The 16,520-nt window shown below is 65.6% G+C and carries 14 protein-coding genes and 1 pseudogene; all 15 read left to right on the plus strand.

Going from position 1 to position 16,520, the window contains the following annotated elements; all coding sequences use genetic code 11:
- Positions 1–5: 5 nt before the first annotated feature.
- Complete coding sequence (locus HNQ73_RS06865) at positions 6–1,265, plus strand: hypothetical protein (RefSeq protein WP_183333598.1); 1,260 nt, start codon at positions 6–8, stop codon at positions 1,263–1,265.
- Positions 1,234–2,337 carry a hypothetical protein gene (locus tag HNQ73_RS06870; protein WP_183333600.1) on the plus strand — a complete coding sequence of 368 codons (1,104 nt, stop codon included), beginning with the start codon at positions 1,234–1,236 and terminating at the stop codon, positions 2,335–2,337. The genes HNQ73_RS06865 and HNQ73_RS06870 overlap by 32 nt, the downstream gene beginning before the upstream one ends.
- A 159-nt stretch (positions 2,338–2,496) precedes the next feature.
- Complete coding sequence (locus tag HNQ73_RS06875) at positions 2,497–3,102, plus strand: helix-turn-helix domain-containing protein (protein ID WP_183333602.1); 606 nt, start codon at positions 2,497–2,499, stop codon at positions 3,100–3,102.
- 153 nt (positions 3,103–3,255) lie between these two features.
- Positions 3,256–3,546, plus strand: a complete 291-nt coding sequence (locus HNQ73_RS06880; RefSeq protein ID WP_173935126.1) for a hypothetical protein — start codon at positions 3,256–3,258, stop codon at positions 3,544–3,546.
- Entirely contained in the window at positions 3,543–4,439 is an 897-nt protein-coding gene (locus tag HNQ73_RS06885) for an ATP-binding protein (RefSeq protein WP_183333604.1), read from the plus strand. Before HNQ73_RS06880 ends, HNQ73_RS06885 begins: the two co-directional genes overlap by 4 nt.
- A gap of 3 nt (positions 4,440–4,442) precedes the next feature.
- Positions 4,443–5,060 (plus strand): hypothetical protein, encoded by a 618-nt coding sequence (locus HNQ73_RS06890; protein ID WP_183333606.1) that lies wholly within the window; start codon positions 4,443–4,445, stop codon positions 5,058–5,060.
- Positions 5,061–5,071: 11 nt separating this feature from the next.
- Positions 5,072–6,754 (plus strand): DEAD/DEAH box helicase, encoded by a 1,683-nt coding sequence (locus HNQ73_RS06895; RefSeq protein WP_183333609.1) that lies wholly within the window; start codon positions 5,072–5,074, stop codon positions 6,752–6,754.
- 196 nt (positions 6,755–6,950) lie between these two features.
- Positions 6,951–7,406, plus strand: coding sequence for a DUF2924 domain-containing protein (locus HNQ73_RS06900; RefSeq protein WP_183333611.1), 456 nt, complete (start codon positions 6,951–6,953; stop codon positions 7,404–7,406).
- Positions 7,403–8,713 (plus strand): recombinase family protein, encoded by a 1,311-nt coding sequence (locus tag HNQ73_RS06905; RefSeq protein ID WP_173935123.1) that lies wholly within the window; start codon positions 7,403–7,405, stop codon positions 8,711–8,713. The genes HNQ73_RS06900 and HNQ73_RS06905 overlap by 4 nt, the downstream gene beginning before the upstream one ends.
- Complete coding sequence (locus HNQ73_RS06910; RefSeq protein WP_173935122.1) at positions 8,710–9,090, plus strand: hypothetical protein; 381 nt, start codon at positions 8,710–8,712, stop codon at positions 9,088–9,090. The genes HNQ73_RS06905 and HNQ73_RS06910 overlap by 4 nt, the downstream gene beginning before the upstream one ends.
- A 113-nt stretch (positions 9,091–9,203) precedes the next feature.
- Complete coding sequence (locus HNQ73_RS18145; protein WP_173935121.1) at positions 9,204–11,837, plus strand: Z1 domain-containing protein; 2,634 nt, start codon at positions 9,204–9,206, stop codon at positions 11,835–11,837.
- Positions 11,830–12,843 (plus strand): PD-(D/E)XK motif protein, encoded by a 1,014-nt coding sequence (locus HNQ73_RS06920; RefSeq protein WP_183333613.1) that lies wholly within the window; start codon positions 11,830–11,832, stop codon positions 12,841–12,843. The genes HNQ73_RS18145 and HNQ73_RS06920 overlap by 8 nt, the downstream gene beginning before the upstream one ends.
- On the plus strand, positions 12,840–14,693 hold the full coding sequence (locus HNQ73_RS06925; RefSeq protein WP_183333615.1) for a hypothetical protein: 1,854 nt from the start codon (positions 12,840–12,842) through the stop codon (positions 14,691–14,693). Before HNQ73_RS06920 ends, HNQ73_RS06925 begins: the two co-directional genes overlap by 4 nt.
- Positions 14,690–15,598, plus strand: coding sequence for a hypothetical protein (locus HNQ73_RS06930; protein ID WP_183333617.1), 909 nt, complete (start codon positions 14,690–14,692; stop codon positions 15,596–15,598). The genes HNQ73_RS06925 and HNQ73_RS06930 overlap by 4 nt, the downstream gene beginning before the upstream one ends.
- Positions 15,595–16,299: pseudogene (locus HNQ73_RS18270) on the plus strand (DUF6339 family protein); the annotation flags it as partial. The gene HNQ73_RS06930 and the pseudogene HNQ73_RS18270, both read left to right, overlap by 4 nt.
- Between the last annotated feature and the right edge of the window lie 221 nt (positions 16,300–16,520).

Raw genomic sequence — 16,520 nt, forward strand, 5'->3', positions numbered from 1 at the left:
ATCTTGTGGCGAGCACGGCGCGCATCTATTTTCGCCTCACGAGCAGCTTGGCCGGAGCGATTCTGATGCCTTCATTCAATCCAAGAATTTTCACCAATCCCGATCGCCTGAAGCAAATTTCCCCGGACCGCCTGAAGACCTTCCTCTCCAGGTGGAACGGTTATTTCGTTGGTCGGGGCCTTGATCTTGCCGCCGCGCCCGTCGACGAACTGCCGCTCGAGGACATCGCCGCCATCCTGATGAACCCCGACGAGAACGTCCCCGACGCGATGGTCGATGCGCTCTATTACGTGCATGAGACCGCCAGCCACGAGAGCATGGAGGAATTGCTCGAACAGGCCGAGGCGGCAGGAATCGCGATCGACGCAGAGCACGAACCGACCGCGGCCGATGTTTCCGTCCAGATCTGGCTCGCAAACCCGATGCTCCTGCAACGCCAGCACGCGGAAACCGTGGCCTTCAAGCGCTCGAACTTCATGTATTTCGCGGGCTCGCGCTTGGCGAAGGCAAAGAAGGACTTGCCCAAAATTTCGGATGAGGTAGCGAAAACCATCCAGGATCGGATGGACGACTGGTTCGAGAAGAAGCGCCGGGGGCGAAACAGCCGCATCTTCGTCTTTCCCCGCGACGAAAAGATCTGGATCCTCGTCCGGCACGGCAGCTCCATGCGGCGCGAGGGCAAGCACGAGGACGAGGGTGAAGGCAGCCACGCCTTCTATCGCCCGCAACAGCACGACGTGCTGATCTACGACAGCGCCACCGACGAGATGGGCGTCAATGCCTCCACCAAGGGCGAGCGTGAACTCTACCTCAAGACCTTCGGCGAGCTCTTGTTCGGCAGCGACGCCTATTTCGACCTGGCGGAGCGTTATACGCTCGCACCGCTTCTCGAACACGGCCCCGAGGCGCTCGTCCACGACGACATCGATGGTATCGCCGGGGTGCGTCTGGTGGAATTCGGCCGCCGGTGGCCGGGCAAGGTCTCGGAGCTTGAAATCCGCAAGTCCGAGAACCTGTTCAAGGCGTTCGGCGAGAACTGGGAAAGGCGTCTGAACGGTGGGCAGTTCACGCACGCGACCTTCCGCTTCGCCTTCGAAGGCTCGAAACGCGAGCGTTCCGTGACCATCCGCCCAGCCAACATCGCCCGCTACGAGCGGCAGGAGGACGAACATCTCATCGAGGCCTGGCTGCGGGCGCGCGGCTTCTGGCGGGTTCCAGGCGAGGCGGACGAGGATGCGGATTTCGAGGTTCTGGAAAGCGCTTGACGATTTTTCGGACGCCGCCGCCAGCCGATGGGAATGGACGGCGACCATCGGGAACGAATTCGCAAGTGTCGAACATCTGCTGAAACAGGCAGGCCGGGTACGGGAACTGCCCTGTCCTTCGCCCGGCGGCGCGGGCTGTCCGCGCCGTGTCATTCACCATGCCGACGGCTCGATCCGCGCGGTCTGCGGCGACCGGCCCAGGGCCTGTGCCCATCTCGACCTCGATGCAGACGACATCGCCATTCTGCGCGTGGATCGCACCGACCTGGCGAAGCGCATCGCCCGGGCGCTTGGAGTTTCACCGCATCAGCCGGGGCGCGGCACGACCGGACCGGTCACCCGCATCGGAACCCACGACATCTACGCCGGCCGCGGGTTCCCGGTATTTCTCGCACTCCCCGGCCCTTCGGCCGACGCCGATCCTCGCCCTTTCGCTGAAGTGCTCGATACCCCCGGTCCACGGCTGCTTCTCACCCCCACGTCCGTATCGCTGCCCGATGCCTTGATCACGGCCCTCGACCGGGCCGGCGTGACGCGCATGGCGCTCGCGGACATCTTGATCGTGGATGATGGGGTGTTCGCGCCAGCCCGTCCGGCAACCGAGATGTTCGCGCCACTGCGTGACGCGGTTGGGCGCGACGCGGAGGACTCGGCACAGGGGCTGGCCTGGCCGCTTCCGCCCGATGCGCGCTGGGAAGACATCACCATGCGCTTCATCGCCAACGAGGTTCTGAATGTCACCTTCCGGGGCGAGACACGACGTTTCGAGCCCGATCAACTCGGCATGAAGAACGCAAAGAACGGCAAGCCGAAGGCCGTGTGGACCTATCTCAAGGCGTTCGCGCTGAGTGGCGGCCGGCTTGCGGTGCACAGGGGCAATCCAACGGAAACCTCGAAGCACCAGAAACAGAAGCAGGCCCTGTCCAAGGCGCTGCGCGACAGCTTCGGGATTGCCGACGAGCCCATCCCGACCGACGAGGGTAACTATGTCACCCGCTTCGTTGTCCGCGCGGATGATCTCGAACAGGGCCGCCAGGGTCAGCGCCAACGAAATTTCGCCGGGCGCCGCTGAAAAATCTCGAAAAAATCTGGGTTGTGAAACCGCCGGGGAGCAAGGCTCCTCGGCGATTTTTCTTCGTGCCGAAGCTGCTCCAACCGCCGTCCCAGCGAAATTTCGCCGGAGCCGGGTACTCGGGCCGCGTGCCCGTCCACCTGGACGAAGGCGAAAACCATGGAGCAGCTTCAACAGCTTACCGATCCCACCACCCGCATTTCCCGCAATATCCGCATCCGCGCAGCGCGCCTGGCGCGCTCGGGCGCCGTGCCGGGGCTCGATGCCGAGGACATCGAGCAGGAACTGCGCCTCGATCTGATCCGGCGCGCACGGAACTTCGATCCGGCGAAATCCTCCTTCGACACCTTCGCAGATCGCATCGTCGCCAATCGCGTGGCGACGCTTGCGAGCAGCACCATGGCCATGCACGCCGAACGGGCCATGCTCTGCATCGACGCGCCGGTCAGCGATGACGACGGGGGCCTGACCCTCTCGGACGTGCTGCCCGAGGCCGCCGCACTCGATCCCGTCGACGCGTTTTCGCTCGCCCACGGTCCCGGCCTGCGCGGCGATGTCGGCAGGCTCTTGGCCGCGCTCTGCCCGGCGACGCGGCAGGTCGCGTTGGCCGTCAGCCAGCTCAGCATCTCGGAGGCAGCACGCGCGCTCGGCGTTCACCGGAGCACGATCTACGAGCGTCTGGGCAGGATCCGCGAGATCGCCACCGAGATGGGCCTCGACGGGTATTTCGAGGCTGTCCCGACAGTTGCGGCCCCGCGCCGGTAAGTGAGGGCAAGCACTCAAGCCAATTCATGCCGGGCCTTCGGGGGAATGAAAGACCCTCAGGGAAACACCCCGACCGCGAGCTCCAGGGCGGCGTCGGGCCCGGCAGCCGACACCTTACGGACGAGCCCTGGGCAAGACGAAAAGGAGCAGCAGATGTTCAAATCCCCCCTCGAAAAACTCCGGCAGTCGACCTGGTTGGCGCCACTTCCCGATACCATCGCCATCCCGCCGCTGGCGGATCGCGCCGCGCGCACACGCCCGGTGGACCGCGCAAGCGTCGACGACATCGCCTTTGCCCTCGTCGCGCTCGAGGAAGAGCGCCGCAGCCTTGGCCAGACCATCATGGCGCTGGAGGACATGCTGCGCATGGCGCGGCGTCAGGGTGCGAAAGGCAGCGACAACGCCGTCGCATCCGCCGTCCGCGATCTGGAGGCGCGCAAATGAGCGCGCCCTTCCAACCCGCCCCGCTGAAGATCATCACCGCCGACGAACGCCTGCGCGAGACGCGCGGCATCAAGGGGGTGCTGACCGGCATTTCCGGCATCGGCAAGACCAGCCAGCTCTGGACGCTCGATCCCGAGCGCACCCTGTTCGTCAATCTCGAGGCCGGCGAACTGGCCGTTCAGGGCTGGCCCGGCGACGAAATCCGGGTCCGCGACTGGGAGCGCGCCCGCGACCTCGCCTGCTGGATCGGCGGTCCCAACCCGGCGATGCGCGAGGATCAACCTTACAGCCAGCGCGACTACGACCGCGTCTGCGCCGCCTTCGGCGATCCGTCCCTGCTCGACAAATACGACACGATCTTCGTCGACTCGATCTCCGTCGCCTCGCGCATCTGCATGCAGTGGTGCAAGGGGCAGCCGCAGGCGCAGTCGGATCGCAGCGGCAAGCTCGACCTGCGGGGCGCCTACGGGCTTTTGGGCCAGGAAATGATCGGCTGGCTCACGCATTTGCAGCACACGCCGCGAAAGAACATCTGGCTCGTGGGTCTGCTCGACCGGAAGATCGACGATTTCGGCAAGCCGTATTTCGCGATGCAGATCGAGGGCTCGAAGACCGGCCTTGAGTTGCCCGGCATCGTCGACGAGGTCATCACCCTCGCGGAAATCCGCCCCCAGGAAGGCGCGCCCTTCCGGGCCTTCGTCTGCACCACGATCAACGATTTCGGCTTTCCGGCGAAGGACCGCAGCGGCCGGCTCTCGATGATCGAGCAGGCCCATCTCGGCCGCCTGATGGCGAAGATCCGCGCGGGTTCCGGCGCGCAGGCGAGCGCCGATCTCGACTTCGATCTACCGCAGCAGCCGGCCCAGACCAATCCCATGACGAAAGGAGCCTGACCCATGGCGGACAGCATGGATTTCAACGGCGCCGAGACCCAGGACGCCGCATTCGACCTCATTCCGGCAAACACCCTCGTCAAGGTGACGCTGAGCATTCGCCCCGGCGGCACCGGCCCCGAGGGCTGGCTCTCCCAGAGCCGCACCAGTTCCGCCCTCTACCTCAACACCGAAGCCGTGGTGCTGGAAGGCCCCCATGCCCGGCGGCGCATCTACACCCGCATCGGATTCAAGGGAAAAAGCGTCAACGAGCGCGGCGAGGACACCTATGCCAACCGTGGCCGCGCCCTCATTCGCGGCATTCTGGAATCGGCGCGCGGCATCAAGGCCAGCGACCAATCAGAGGTGGCACGCACGGCCCGGATGATCCGCAGCCTCGGCGATCTCAACGGGCTCGATTTCGTGGCCAAGGTCGGCGTCGAGAAGGACCGCAACAACCCCGACGATGCCGGTCGCAACGTGATCAAGGCGGCGATCGGCCCCGAACACGCGCAATATGCCGCCGTGATGGGGGCGGCGCCCTCGGCCGGCAAGGCGGTGTCGGCGCCGCCGCAAACGCCCCCGGCGCAGTCCACGCATCAGGCGCCTTCTGCCGGCGGCGCACCCTTCTGGGCGCGCTGAGGGAGGCCGCCATGATCCCTCGCGACTATCAGCGGGCCGCGGTCGACGCCGCCCATGACCGCTCGGCCGAGCACGGCAATACCATGCTCGTGCTGCCGACCGGAGCCGGCAAGACCGCCATCGCCGGCTTCTATGTCGGCGAACAGGCGGAACGGGATCGCGATGCCAAGGTGCTCGTGCTGCAGCACACCGACGAACTCATCGAGCAGAACCGGTCGGCGATCGGACAGATCTCGGGCCTCGGCACCTCGGTGGTGAAGGCAGAACAGGATTGCTGGGACGGCCCGGTGATCTTCGGCAGCGTGCAGACGCTCGCCCGGGAACACCGCCGCGCATCCATGCCGAAACTGAGCCATCTGGTGATCGACGAATGCCACCGCGCGGCCGCCGCGAGCTACCAGGCGATCCTGGCCCATGCGCGCGAGGTCAGTCCTGGCCTGAAGCTCTTGGGCCTCTCCGCCACGCCCGGCCGCGGCGATGGCCGCAGCCTGCGCAAGACCTTCAGCAATGTCGGCTATCACCTGCGGATCGGCACGCTCATCGCGCGTGGCCTGCTGGTCCCGCCCCGGACCTTCACCATCGACCTCGGGATCGAGAATGAACTCTCCGGCATCGACAGCACCGCCGGCGATTTCGACATGCGCCAGGCGGACAAGGTGCTCAATCGCGCTGTGCTCAACGAGGCCGTGGTCGAGCACTGGATGGACAAGGCCGCCGACCGGCGCACGATCTTCTTCTGCGCGACCGTGGACCATGCCTTAGCCGTGGCCGACGCGTTTCGGGCTGCGGGCGTTTCGGCCGAGACGATCGCGGGGGACATGCCGGCGCGGGCGCGCGCGAAGCTCATCGCCCGCTTCGACCGGGGCGAGGTTCAGGTTCTCACCAACTGCATGGTGCTGACCGAAGGCTTCGACAGCCAGCCCGTGGGCTGCATCGGCATCCTGCGCCCCATGCTGCACAAGGGCACCTTCATTCAGGCGGTCGGACGTGGCTTGCGCCGGGTGGATCCCGAACGCTTCCCCGGCATCGTCAAGACCGACTGCATCGTGCTGGATTTTGCGGGCGCGGCACTTCGCCATGGCACGCTAGAGCAGGAGATCGATCTCGACGAGGACGAGACCCCGCCTGGCGAGCGCCCGTGGAAGACCTGCCCGTCCTGCGAGGCCGAACTGCCGCTCGGTGCCTCCATCTGCGATCTCTGCGGCTACGTCTTCACCCGCGAGATCGGCGAGAAACGCCTGCTGACCGCCTTCGAGATGACCGAGATCGATCTTCTGGATCGCTCTCCGTTCTTCTGGGTAGCGCTGCATGGCGACGGCCAAGCGCTGATGGCCAGCGGCTTCCAGGGCTGGGCTGGCGTATTCCACGACGGTACGCTTTGGCACGCGCTCGGCCGGCCCAAGGGCCAGGCGATCCGCCCCCTTGCGGTCGGCACGCGGGTGCAGGCGCTGGCGGCGGCTGACGATTTCCTGCGCATGACCGAGACCTCCAGCGCCGCCGCCAAGAGCAAACGCTGGCTTAACGATCCCGCCACCATGCGCCAGATCGAACTGCTGCAGCGCGCAGGCTTCGATACCAGCGGCATGGATTTCGGGCTTTCGAAATATGCCGCCAACTGCCACCTCAACTTCCGCTGGAACCGCGCCGCAATCCGCGCGGCGGTGCTCCGCGACACGGGTCGTGCCGCCGCATGAAACACCCCAATCCCCTGTCGCCCGAACTGATGACTCCGGTCGAACGCCGCGCGGAACTCTGTCGACTGCTGGCGGCAGGGTTGGTCAGGCTGCGGATACGGGAGAACGGGCAACTCTCTGCGAAGAAGGGAGAATTTCCGCTACACAACTCGCTCGACCGGAGCGGTAGTGCAGGTTCAACCGACCGGAGGACCGCATGAATCCGCACGATCCCATCCCCGCGCGCCTGGCCGCGCTGAAGACCGCGACGACGCCGGAGCTGAAGGCGCAGTGGCGCGACCTGTTCGACAGCGAGCCGCCGCCGTTCAACCGCCGCTACCTGGAAAGCCGGCTGGCCTACCGAATCCAGGAGCTCGCCTATGGCGGGTTGAAGCCCGAAACGATCCGGCGGCTGGAGCGGCTCGGCGAGGAACTGGATGGCGGCGACCGTGCGAAGCGGAGCCTGCGCGCAGATCGCGACCGCCCGATCACCGGCACGCGGCTGCTGCGCGAGTGGCAGGGCGTCGAGCAGATCGTCACCGTCACCGCCGACGGCTTCGAATGGCAGGGTCGGCCCTACAAGTCGCTCTCGGCCATCGCCCGCGCCATCACCGGCACGCGCTGGAACGGCTGGGTGTTCTTCGGGCTCAGGAATCACAGGGCACGGAGATGACGAAGCCTGCTGTCCGCAAGCTGCGGTGCGCGATCTACACCCGCAAGTCGTCCGAGGAAGGGCTGGAGCAGGAGTTCAACAGCCTTCACGCCCAGCGCGAGGCCTGCGAGGCGTACATCGCCAGCCAGCGCTCCGAGGGCTGGGTGCTGGTCCGCGATCAGTATGACGACGGCGGCGTCTCCGGCGGCACGCTGGAACGGCCCGGATTGAAGCGGCTGCTGGACGACATCGAGGACGGGCTGGTCGACGTGGTCGTGGTCTACAAGATCGACCGCCTCAGCCGCTCGCTCGCCGATTTCGCCAAGCTGGTGGAGGTCTTCGACCGCAACGACGTGACCTTCGTGTCCGTCACCCAGTCGTTCAACACCACCACGTCGATGGGCCGGTTGACGCTGAACATCCTGCTGTCCTTCGCCCAGTTCGAGCGGGAGGTCACGGCCGAGCGGATCCGCGACAAGGTCGCCGCCAGCCGCAAGAAGGGCATGTGGATGGGTGGCGTGCCGCCTTACGGCTACCGCGTCGAGAATAGGAAGCTGGTGGTCGACGAGGACGCCGCGGCGCACGTCCGCTGGATCTTCGCCCGCTTCCTCGAGATCGGGTCCTGCACGGTGCTGGCCCGCGAGGTGGCGACGCGCGGCATTCGGACGCCGCGCGGCAACCGGATCGACAAGAAGTATCTTTACCGGATGCTGTCGAACCGCGCCTATATCGGCGAGGCTGTCCACAAGGGCGAAAGCTATCCCGGCGAGCACGCGGCGATCATCGACCGCGCGACGTGGGATCGCGTCCACACCATCCTGCAGGAGAGCCCCCGCAAGCGCGCCGCCCGCACCCGCGCCGACACGCCCGCGCTGTTGAAGGGGCTGCTGTTCGGTCCCGATGGCGCCGCGTTCTCGCCGACCCACACGCGCAAGGGCGGCAAGCTCTACCGTTACTATGTGAGCCAGACGGTGCTGAAGCACGGCGCCGGGTCGTGCCCCATCGGTCGCGTGCCTGCGGGGGAGATCGAGGCAGCAGTCATCGACCAGCTGCGCGCCGTGCTCCGCCAGCCCGAGATCATTGTGGGGACGTGGAAGGCGGCGCGGGCCCACGCCGACGACATCTCCGAGGCCGACGCCCGCGCGGCCCTGCAGCAGCTCGACGCGCTATGGGAGGAACTCTTCCCCGCCGAGCAGGCGCGCATTGTGGCGCTGCTGGTCGAGCGCGTGGACATCGGCACGGACGGGCTGAACCTCCGGCTGCGCATCGACGGCCTCGACAACCTTGCGTGCGAGATGATGGCCGGAAACATGGGAGCGGCTGCATGACCGGCGAGACTCTCATCCCCGACACGGTGATACTACACGTCCCGTTCCGCATCGTGAAGCGCGGCGGGCGGAAGGCAATCGCACTCCCCGACGGCGCATCCGCGCCCCGCCGCCCCGACGACGCCCTGGTCAAGGCACTGGCCCGCGCCTTCCGCTGGAAGCGGATGCTCGAGTCGGGCGAGTTCGCGACCATCGCGGAGCTCGCCGAGCGCGAGGGGATCGCGCCATCCTACATGACGCGCGTTCTGCGGCTGACCTTGCTCGCGCCGGACATCGTCGAGGCGATCCTGGAGGGAAGGCAGGGACCGGATGTGACCTTGGCCCGGCTGATGGACGGGTTCCCGAAGGAGTGGGAGGGGCAGCGGGAGTCTTTCTGACATTTTCGGCACTTCCAGTCCAATCCTCGACTTGATCCCGAATTCATCGCGTGATTGTTTGGGCTTGATCCAGTTCTTCTGGACATTGCCAGCGTTGCAGTCGGGAGGGCATTGTGCCGGGGCCTCAGGTTGATGGATTGGTTGAACGCATTCGCCAGGCGCTGCCTCGGCATGGCAATCTCGAAAGCGCGGTTGCTGCCGTTCGCGCAGAACTCGACCTCCTCTCCCCCGGGCTTGCGGCTCATCTGTCTGCTGAAATCGACGAGGCGACCGCGAATGTTGCCCGAGAGTTCGAACAGATCGAGGTTCTCCACAGCCACTCGGTGATCAGGAAGCGACCGCAATGGTACTTTGGTCCGAGACCGACGGACCTGCACTGGCCTGCCGTAAAGTCCTTCCTTCTCAACGAGAAGAAGTGGCACGAGGACGACGTGCGCGGCATCGATGACGCCTCGAACGAGGTGGTCTCGCTTCTCGAGAACCCGCGGGATCCGGCGAGGAGCCAGTTCTCCTGCCGCGGACTGGTCGTGGGCCACGTCCAGTCAGGAAAGACGGCCAACATGACGGCCGTGATCGCCAAGGCACTCGACGCCGGCTACGACACCGTGATTGTCCTCGCCGGTCTGACGAACAAGCTGCGCCATCAGACCCAGATCAGGTTGTATTCCGACCTGGTGCGGCGCAATCCGCTTAACTGGCAGGTGCTCACGTCGAACGAAGTGGACAGGGATTTCCGCGCACCGCCTCAGGGTGGTTTCCTCTCCCATTCCGACAAGGCGCAGCTGGCCGTCATCAAGAAGAACGTTTCGCCCCTCGGAGAATTGCGCAAGGCCATCCGGGAGACATTGCCGGCCGTGTTGCAGCAGCTCCGGGTCCTGGTCATCGACGACGAATGCGACCAGGCGAGCGTGAACTCGGCACGGGGCGAGCTCGACATGACGGCCATCAACCATCGCATCCGGGAACTTCTCGGCCTTCTCCCGGCTGTTACCTATGTTGGCTACACTGCCACGCCCTTTGCGAATGTGCTGATCAACCCCTATCGTGTCGACGGCCAGGAGCTCGACGACCTCTATCCACGGGACTTCATCACGGCACTGCCGAAACCGGATAGGTACTTCGGCACCGAGCGTCTGTTCGGGAAGACACCGGTCGACCCGGAGGACGTGCGGCCCGACGAGGAAGGGCTCGACATGATCCGCGACGTGCCGGATGAGGACGAGGCGGGACTGCAGCCGCGCAGCAGGAAGGAGCGTGACGCCTTCCAGCCTGCCATGACGCCGAGTCTCGAGGCCGCCATCCTCTACTTCCTCGCGTGCTGCGCCGCACGGCGCGCCCGCGGACATGGGGACCAGCACATGACGATGCTGGTGCACACATCAGCCTACGTTCGCGCGCACGAGCGGGTTGCAGCGCTGATCGAGGGCTGGGTCGACGTGCACCGCAAGGATCTTGTCGATCCGGCATCGGACATCGGATCCCGGCTCGGTCGGGTCTGGGACGAGGAACAGGGACGACTGCCGGACGACCTGACTGATGCGAAGCCGGTCACACTGGAAGATGTCTTCCGGTATCTGCCGGAGGTGCTCGACGGCATCGAGTTCCCGGTCGAGAACGGCGCAAGCGACGACAGGATCGATTATTCCGGCGGGCCGAAGACCTACATCGTGGTCGGCGGCTCCATCCTTGCCCGGGGGCTGACCCTCGAAGGCCTCATGGTCAGTTACTTCCTGCGAACGGCAAACCAGTACGACACGCTCCTCCAGATGGGACGCTGGTTCGGCTATCGGCCCGGCTACGAGGATCTTCCACGGATCTGGATGCCGAGCGATCTCAAGCTGCGATTCAGGGCGCTTGCCTCCGTCGAACAGGAAATCAGGGAAGACATCGAGCAGTATCGGCTCCGCGACCTCACGCCGATGGACCTGGCGGTCCGGATCAGGGCAATTCCCGGCATGGCGATCACGGCGGCAAACAAGATGCGCGCCGCGAGGCGCTGTGCTGTCAGCTATTGGGGAACCCATCGCCAGACGTTCCGTTTTGCTCACACCGACGCCGGACTGCTCGAAAGGAACTGGGCTGCAGGCAGCGAACTTGTCAGCCGTATCGAGGCGCTTGGACTGCGCGATCGGGACGCAGGGGATCGCAAGCTCTGGCGCAACGTGCCGAGGTCGTCGGTCCGCAGATTCCTCGAGGCCTATTCGGTCGAGTCCTCCCAGGCGGACCTGCTGCCTGCCATGCTGGTGCCGTTCATCGACGGGCCGGATCCGCGCCTTTCATCATGGAACATCGGTATCGTCGAGTCCGGCCGCGGTCGCGATTCCGATGCTCCTCTCGGTACGATCGGTTCCGTCAGGACGGTCAACCGCGCGAGGTTGAAGGACACGAACGGGATCGCGGACATCAAGGCACTCATGTCGAGACGCGATGTGGTTTTCGACTGTGCTGACGCTGTCGGAGGCAACGGAAGCTGGGAGGAACTGAAGGCGGCGAGGTTGGACGCGTTGGGACAGGTTCCGCTGCTCCTGCTTTATCCCATCGCGCGGGACTCGCGCCCCGAGCGCGAGAGCCAGTTGAGAGTTCCGCTCGATGCCGTGCATGACGTGCTCGGTATCGGGATGGTCTTCCCTGGCTCGGTCACGGAGGGCGGGAACTTCGTCTCGGTGGAGCTGCAGCTGCTGTCGGCCGAGGAAGTTGCCGAGATCGAGGCAGAGGAGGCCGCGCAGACGGAGGCGGCAGGTGTCTAGACCCGAGCAGGAGAGCCCGCCGCAGGGACGCTGGAATGTCCTTCGGGCAGAGCACATCGACGGAGATGGTCTCGGCATCCCCTCGTTGCCTCTTGACGCAATGACGAAGACGGGGCCCGTCCGGCTTGCCGTTGGCCCCGGCGGGGAGGCGCGGCTGCTGGTGCCGCTTGCCGCGGGCGAGAAGATCGATGCTCTCGCGACGGGCAGTGCCTTGAAGATCAGCTTGACAACCCTCACGCATGGGCAACGCGCGATCCGGTTTCTCGATGTCATCTGCATGTCGCCGGATCTCGAAGCCGTGTTCGGCGAGGTCGTGGATGACATCGTCCGCCGGCTGGCCGACCGGAAGGACGGGGTCGCGGCAGTGGCTGGTGCGCTCGATGACTTCCGCGAACTTCTCGTCCCACCAGTGGGGAGAGAGCTGGACAGATCGCGGGTTGTCGGCCTCGTGGCGGAGCTGGTCGTGTTGAACCGGCTGCTCGACATTTCGCCCTCGGCCTGGCGCTGCTGGCGCGGACCGGCCGGAGATCGGCACGACTTCCGGGCCGGAGACACCTCGCTCGAGGTCAAGGCATCGCTCGGCGCAGGGGTTCGCGAGGTCACCATAAACGGGATCGATCAGCTGGAACCGCCTGCGGGCGGGTCTCTGTACCTTGCGCATCTGGTCCTCGAAGCGGTCGAGGGCGGGCTTCTCACAGTGGCTTCGCTTGGAGACAGGGCGTTGCTGCGGGCCGATGACCCCGCGGGACTGCGGGCGATGTTCGCGGCGGTCGGATGCACGGACGTACATGACGCCGCATGGAACCGTTTTGCGTTCAGGGCGGAGGCAGAGCGCCTCTATCATGTCGGCCCGGGTTTTCCCCGGATAGCGCCTTCGAGCTTTGTCGGGGGAGCGATCCCAGCAGGCATCGTCGATGCGACCTACCGAATCGATCTCGGTCATGCCTCTGACGCAGAATGCCCGCCGGAGGAATTCGCCTCGCTCCTAAGGGAGCTGTCTGGATGACGTTGCGCCCGCTCGAACTCCATTCCGAGCCCTACGGTTCGACCGGAAACATCGGCGAGAACTTTCGCCGTCTGCTCGGTGCGCCAACCCTTGATCCGTTGCAGACGGTCATCCGGGAAGCGGTCCAGAATATTGCCGACGCCGCGCGACCGGGCGTCGGGCCCGAGATCCTGATCAGGCTGCGGACTCTCTCGGACACCCAGCGCGACGGCCTTCGCAGCTTCATCCTTGCCGAGATACCCGAGGAACCCGGGTCGTCCGCAACGATTTCAGCCTTCCTCGAGGCCGAGAGGGCTGTCGTTCTCGAGATCTGCGACTTCGGCACTGTCGGCCTTGGCGGCCCGACACGATCGGACCGGATCCCTGTAGGAACCCGACAGACCAACTTCATCGACTTCCTTCGCAATATCGGCACAGCTCGGGACACCGAACAGGGGGGCGGTACCTACGGCTTCGGCAAGGTCGCCCTGTATCGCGCCAGCGCGTGCAGCACGATCATCGTCGATACGCTGCCCGACGGAGCCGGTCCGGAGGGGCGGCGCCTGATGGCATGTCATGTCGGCCGCTCATTCGAGAAGCCGGAAAACGGGATGAGGAGGCGCTTCACGGGCCGTCACTGGTGGGGCGTCAGGGATCCGGCGGACGGGATCGCCGATCCGGCAACGGGTGCTGCCGCCTCGGCTCTTGCCGGTCATATCGGTCTGCCGGCACGCGGCCCCGGCCGATCGGGGACCACGATCATGATCCTCGGGTTCCAGACCGACGAGGGCGATCTGACGGCAACCGGAAACCGGATCATCGAGACACTGCTCTGGAACTTCTGGCCGCGGATCATGCGCAACGCTCCCGCCATGCACCGGTTTGCTTGCAGGGTGATGGTGGAGGATCGGGAAATACCCGTTCCGACGCCTGAAGACTTCGCCCCGTTCGATCTGTTGTGCAAGGCGATGAGCGCGGCGCGGGCCCGCAAGGGGAACGATGTTCGGCGGATCGAGTCCCAGAGGCCACAGAAGTTCCTCGGCACGCTCGCGATCGAGAAGGGCCCGCGGTCGCCGAGACGCTACCTGACTGCGGATGAGGACGTCCGGCTTGTCCCGGAGCAGATGCACCACATCGCACTGATGCGGCCTGTCGAGCTCGTCGTGAAGTATCTCGAGGGCAACCCACACCCCGACGCGCGGCTGGAATGGGCAGGCGTGTTCATCGCCAGCGACGAGGATGAGGTAGAGCAGGCCTTTGCGGATGCCGAGCCGCCGGCCCATGACGACTGGGTTCCCGACAACCTGCCGAAAGGCAACGAGAAGCGTTACGTCAACATCGCGCTGAAGCGCCTGAAGGAAATCGCTTCCGGAATGGGCATGGAGCCGATCTCGCGCAGGCCGGGGGACGGATCCGGCCCACCGCTTGCCCGCCTTGCCGGGCGCCTTGGGGCTGTGCTCGAGAACGTCGGGGGCGACGGCGCAGGGCGGCGTCGCAGTTCGGGAGGTTCGGGAGGCGGGCGACCCTCGAGGGCGCGGGCAAGTCGTCCCGTGTTTCAGCGCCTCGAGGCTGGCGATGCCGGACGGATTGCCGTCTTCCTCACCGAGGTGACGCAGGACGCGCTGCGAAGTGGTGCGAAGCTGATTGCTTCGGCCTCCGTGGCAGTGGAAGGCACGACGCTTGGATCAGTCGACGACACCGTCGGCAGGCCTGACGTCCTGTCGGTAAGGTGGCTGGACGGAAATGCGGAAGCCGTTGGCGACACCATCGACCTTGGCGGCCGGGAAGGACGGTTCGAGATCCGTGTCCGTGTGCCGGAAGATTGCGCGGTGACGGCCGATGCTGACGTCATTCCGGAGGCCGGAACATGAAGCGTCGGGTTGCGTTTCCGTTCCTCACGCTTTCCGATTCGGCCGTGGAAGCCTCCGCATGGGAGATTTCTCTGGACGGTGCCGAATGGTCCGCCGCGGGCGAGTTCCTTCCTCACTGGGACAGCGCCAGCGACCTCCGAGTTCGAAGGACGCTGCGACTGAATCTCGAACTGGCAGCGTCCGACCTCGGCATCCCGGCCGATCATCTCGCCGCGGCGGCCTCGGTGAGGATCGGGACGGGTCAGGGCAGGCTACCCCGCCAGGTCCTTTCCCGCACGCGTCGGGAACTTCGTTCGGGGGACACCTCCTGGGAGTTCGAGCAGACCATCGAGGGCCGCCGGCTTTCGATGGTCCTCGACCTGCAGACGGAGTTCCTTCTGGCGAATGCCCCCGCAGAGGCCTCGGCGCTGTCGCCCGTCCATCCCGGTGACCGGCTCTGGTCGGAGAATATTCGGGTCAGGCTCGAGGGCGAGGAGCCACGCTTCCCGATCGAGACGGTGGACCTCGCGCAGATGCTCGCTGGCGGAATAGCGGGTGCTGCGCCGTGGCACCTGCATTGGTCGCCGGGGGAGTGGACGCGCGATTTCCACGGAGCGGTTCGTCTTTACCTCAACGCGAAGTCCGCCGAGACCCTTCAGCGGATCGAGGACGAGGACCCGGTCACGATCCAGTTCCTTCTTGGCGATGTCATGTGTCAGATCTGCGAGCGGTTTCTTGCCGACCCCGAAGCCGAGACGATGATGGATGCGGCGGAGCCAGGGTCGCTCGGTGCTCAGGCCGCAACGTGGCTGCGCAAGGCGTGGCCAGGCAAGGACGCTTCCTTCATCCGTTCCGTACTCGAAAGCCGTCCGGGCGTCTTCCGCTCAACCATGCTTGCGCTCGCAGAGCCGGGAGTTCCGGAATGACGTTTCTGCTTCCAAGACTGCCCGGACCTGCCTGCGACGTCATCGTTCGCAGGTTTCTCGAGCATGGACCATCAGCTTGGGCCGGCTTTCGCTCCGATGACCTTCCTGATCAGGTACGCTTTGCAGCGACGGGCGGCGCACCCGTCCCTGCAGGATCCCTCGCATCCGTGCGGCAAGAGCTCGTCGCAATTGCCCGGAAACATGGGTTTGGACAGCAGGGCGCCCGGCAGTCCCATGCCGGCTTTGATGCCGAGGCCGCCGCCTGGCTTGCTCGATCCGACCTCTTCACTACCGGCGAGGCCCTCCGGGATGATGTCTGGGCTTTTGTTGCCGCTGTCATGGCCCCGGACATCACCTACTGGCGCTTCGGCAACTCGACAGAGCGCTATGCCGGAGGTGTGCGCAATACCTTCCAAAGGCTCTGGATGCGTGGCCGTGCACTCGACCGGGGGCCTGGGCATCCCGAGCGCTGGGGATTGCTCGATGCGCTGACCGAAGATGCCCTCGTGCAGATTACCGAGCGACCGAGCATCGGGGGCGATCACGTTCTTGCCCTTGCGGTCGCAGAGGCCTGGCTCCGCGCTGCGCGCCATCATGGCAAGGGGGCCATGGAGGACATCATGCGTCGCGCGATCCTCCGCATCCGGGTCCGCAACGAGATCAGGTCCCTTGCGGACCTGCCGCCGGGCGACCTCGCCAGTTTTCTCGACGGAGTCTTCGGCGTGCCCGATCAGTCCGCCACCACTCGAGGCGGAACATTGGGGGTCCTGGACGGCCCCGACGCTGCACCTAGCAGGCGATCAGAAGACGACAAGCAGGTTGAGGCACTCGAGGACAAGCGCTCGATGCCAGGTTCGAGCGTGGCGGATGCTGCCCGGAAAGTGAGGCAGGAAGCCGGGAAGCGCGGTTGGCTTTCACCGAA

Origin of the sequence: Chelatococcus composti (assembly GCF_014201415.1) — a bacterium.
GTDB classification, from domain to species: Bacteria; Pseudomonadota; Alphaproteobacteria; order Rhizobiales; family Beijerinckiaceae; genus Chelatococcus_A; species Chelatococcus_A composti.

Bases quoted from the DNA above. Each gene is read 5' to 3' on its own strand.
- HNQ73_RS06870 (WP_183333600.1), top strand. From the start codon at position 1,234: ATGCGGATTTCGAGGTTCTGGAAAGCGCTTGACGATTTTTCGGACGCC.
- HNQ73_RS06875 (WP_183333602.1), top strand. From the start codon at position 2,497: ATGGAGCAGCTTCAACAGCTTACCGATCCCACCACCCGCATTTCCCGC.
- HNQ73_RS06880 (WP_173935126.1), top strand. From the start codon at position 3,256: ATGTTCAAATCCCCCCTCGAAAAACTCCGGCAGTCGACCTGGTTGGCG.
- HNQ73_RS06885 (WP_183333604.1), top strand. From the start codon at position 3,543: ATGAGCGCGCCCTTCCAACCCGCCCCGCTGAAGATCATCACCGCCGAC.
- HNQ73_RS06890 (WP_183333606.1), top strand. From the start codon at position 4,443: ATGGCGGACAGCATGGATTTCAACGGCGCCGAGACCCAGGACGCCGCA.
- HNQ73_RS06895 (WP_183333609.1), top strand. From the start codon at position 5,072: ATGATCCCTCGCGACTATCAGCGGGCCGCGGTCGACGCCGCCCATGAC.
- HNQ73_RS06900 (WP_183333611.1), top strand. From the start codon at position 6,951: ATGAATCCGCACGATCCCATCCCCGCGCGCCTGGCCGCGCTGAAGACC.
- HNQ73_RS06905 (WP_173935123.1), top strand. From the start codon at position 7,403: ATGACGAAGCCTGCTGTCCGCAAGCTGCGGTGCGCGATCTACACCCGC.
- HNQ73_RS06910 (WP_173935122.1), top strand. From the start codon at position 8,710: ATGACCGGCGAGACTCTCATCCCCGACACGGTGATACTACACGTCCCG.
- HNQ73_RS06925 (WP_183333615.1), top strand. From the start codon at position 12,840: ATGACGTTGCGCCCGCTCGAACTCCATTCCGAGCCCTACGGTTCGACC.
- HNQ73_RS06930 (WP_183333617.1), top strand. From the start codon at position 14,690: ATGAAGCGTCGGGTTGCGTTTCCGTTCCTCACGCTTTCCGATTCGGCC.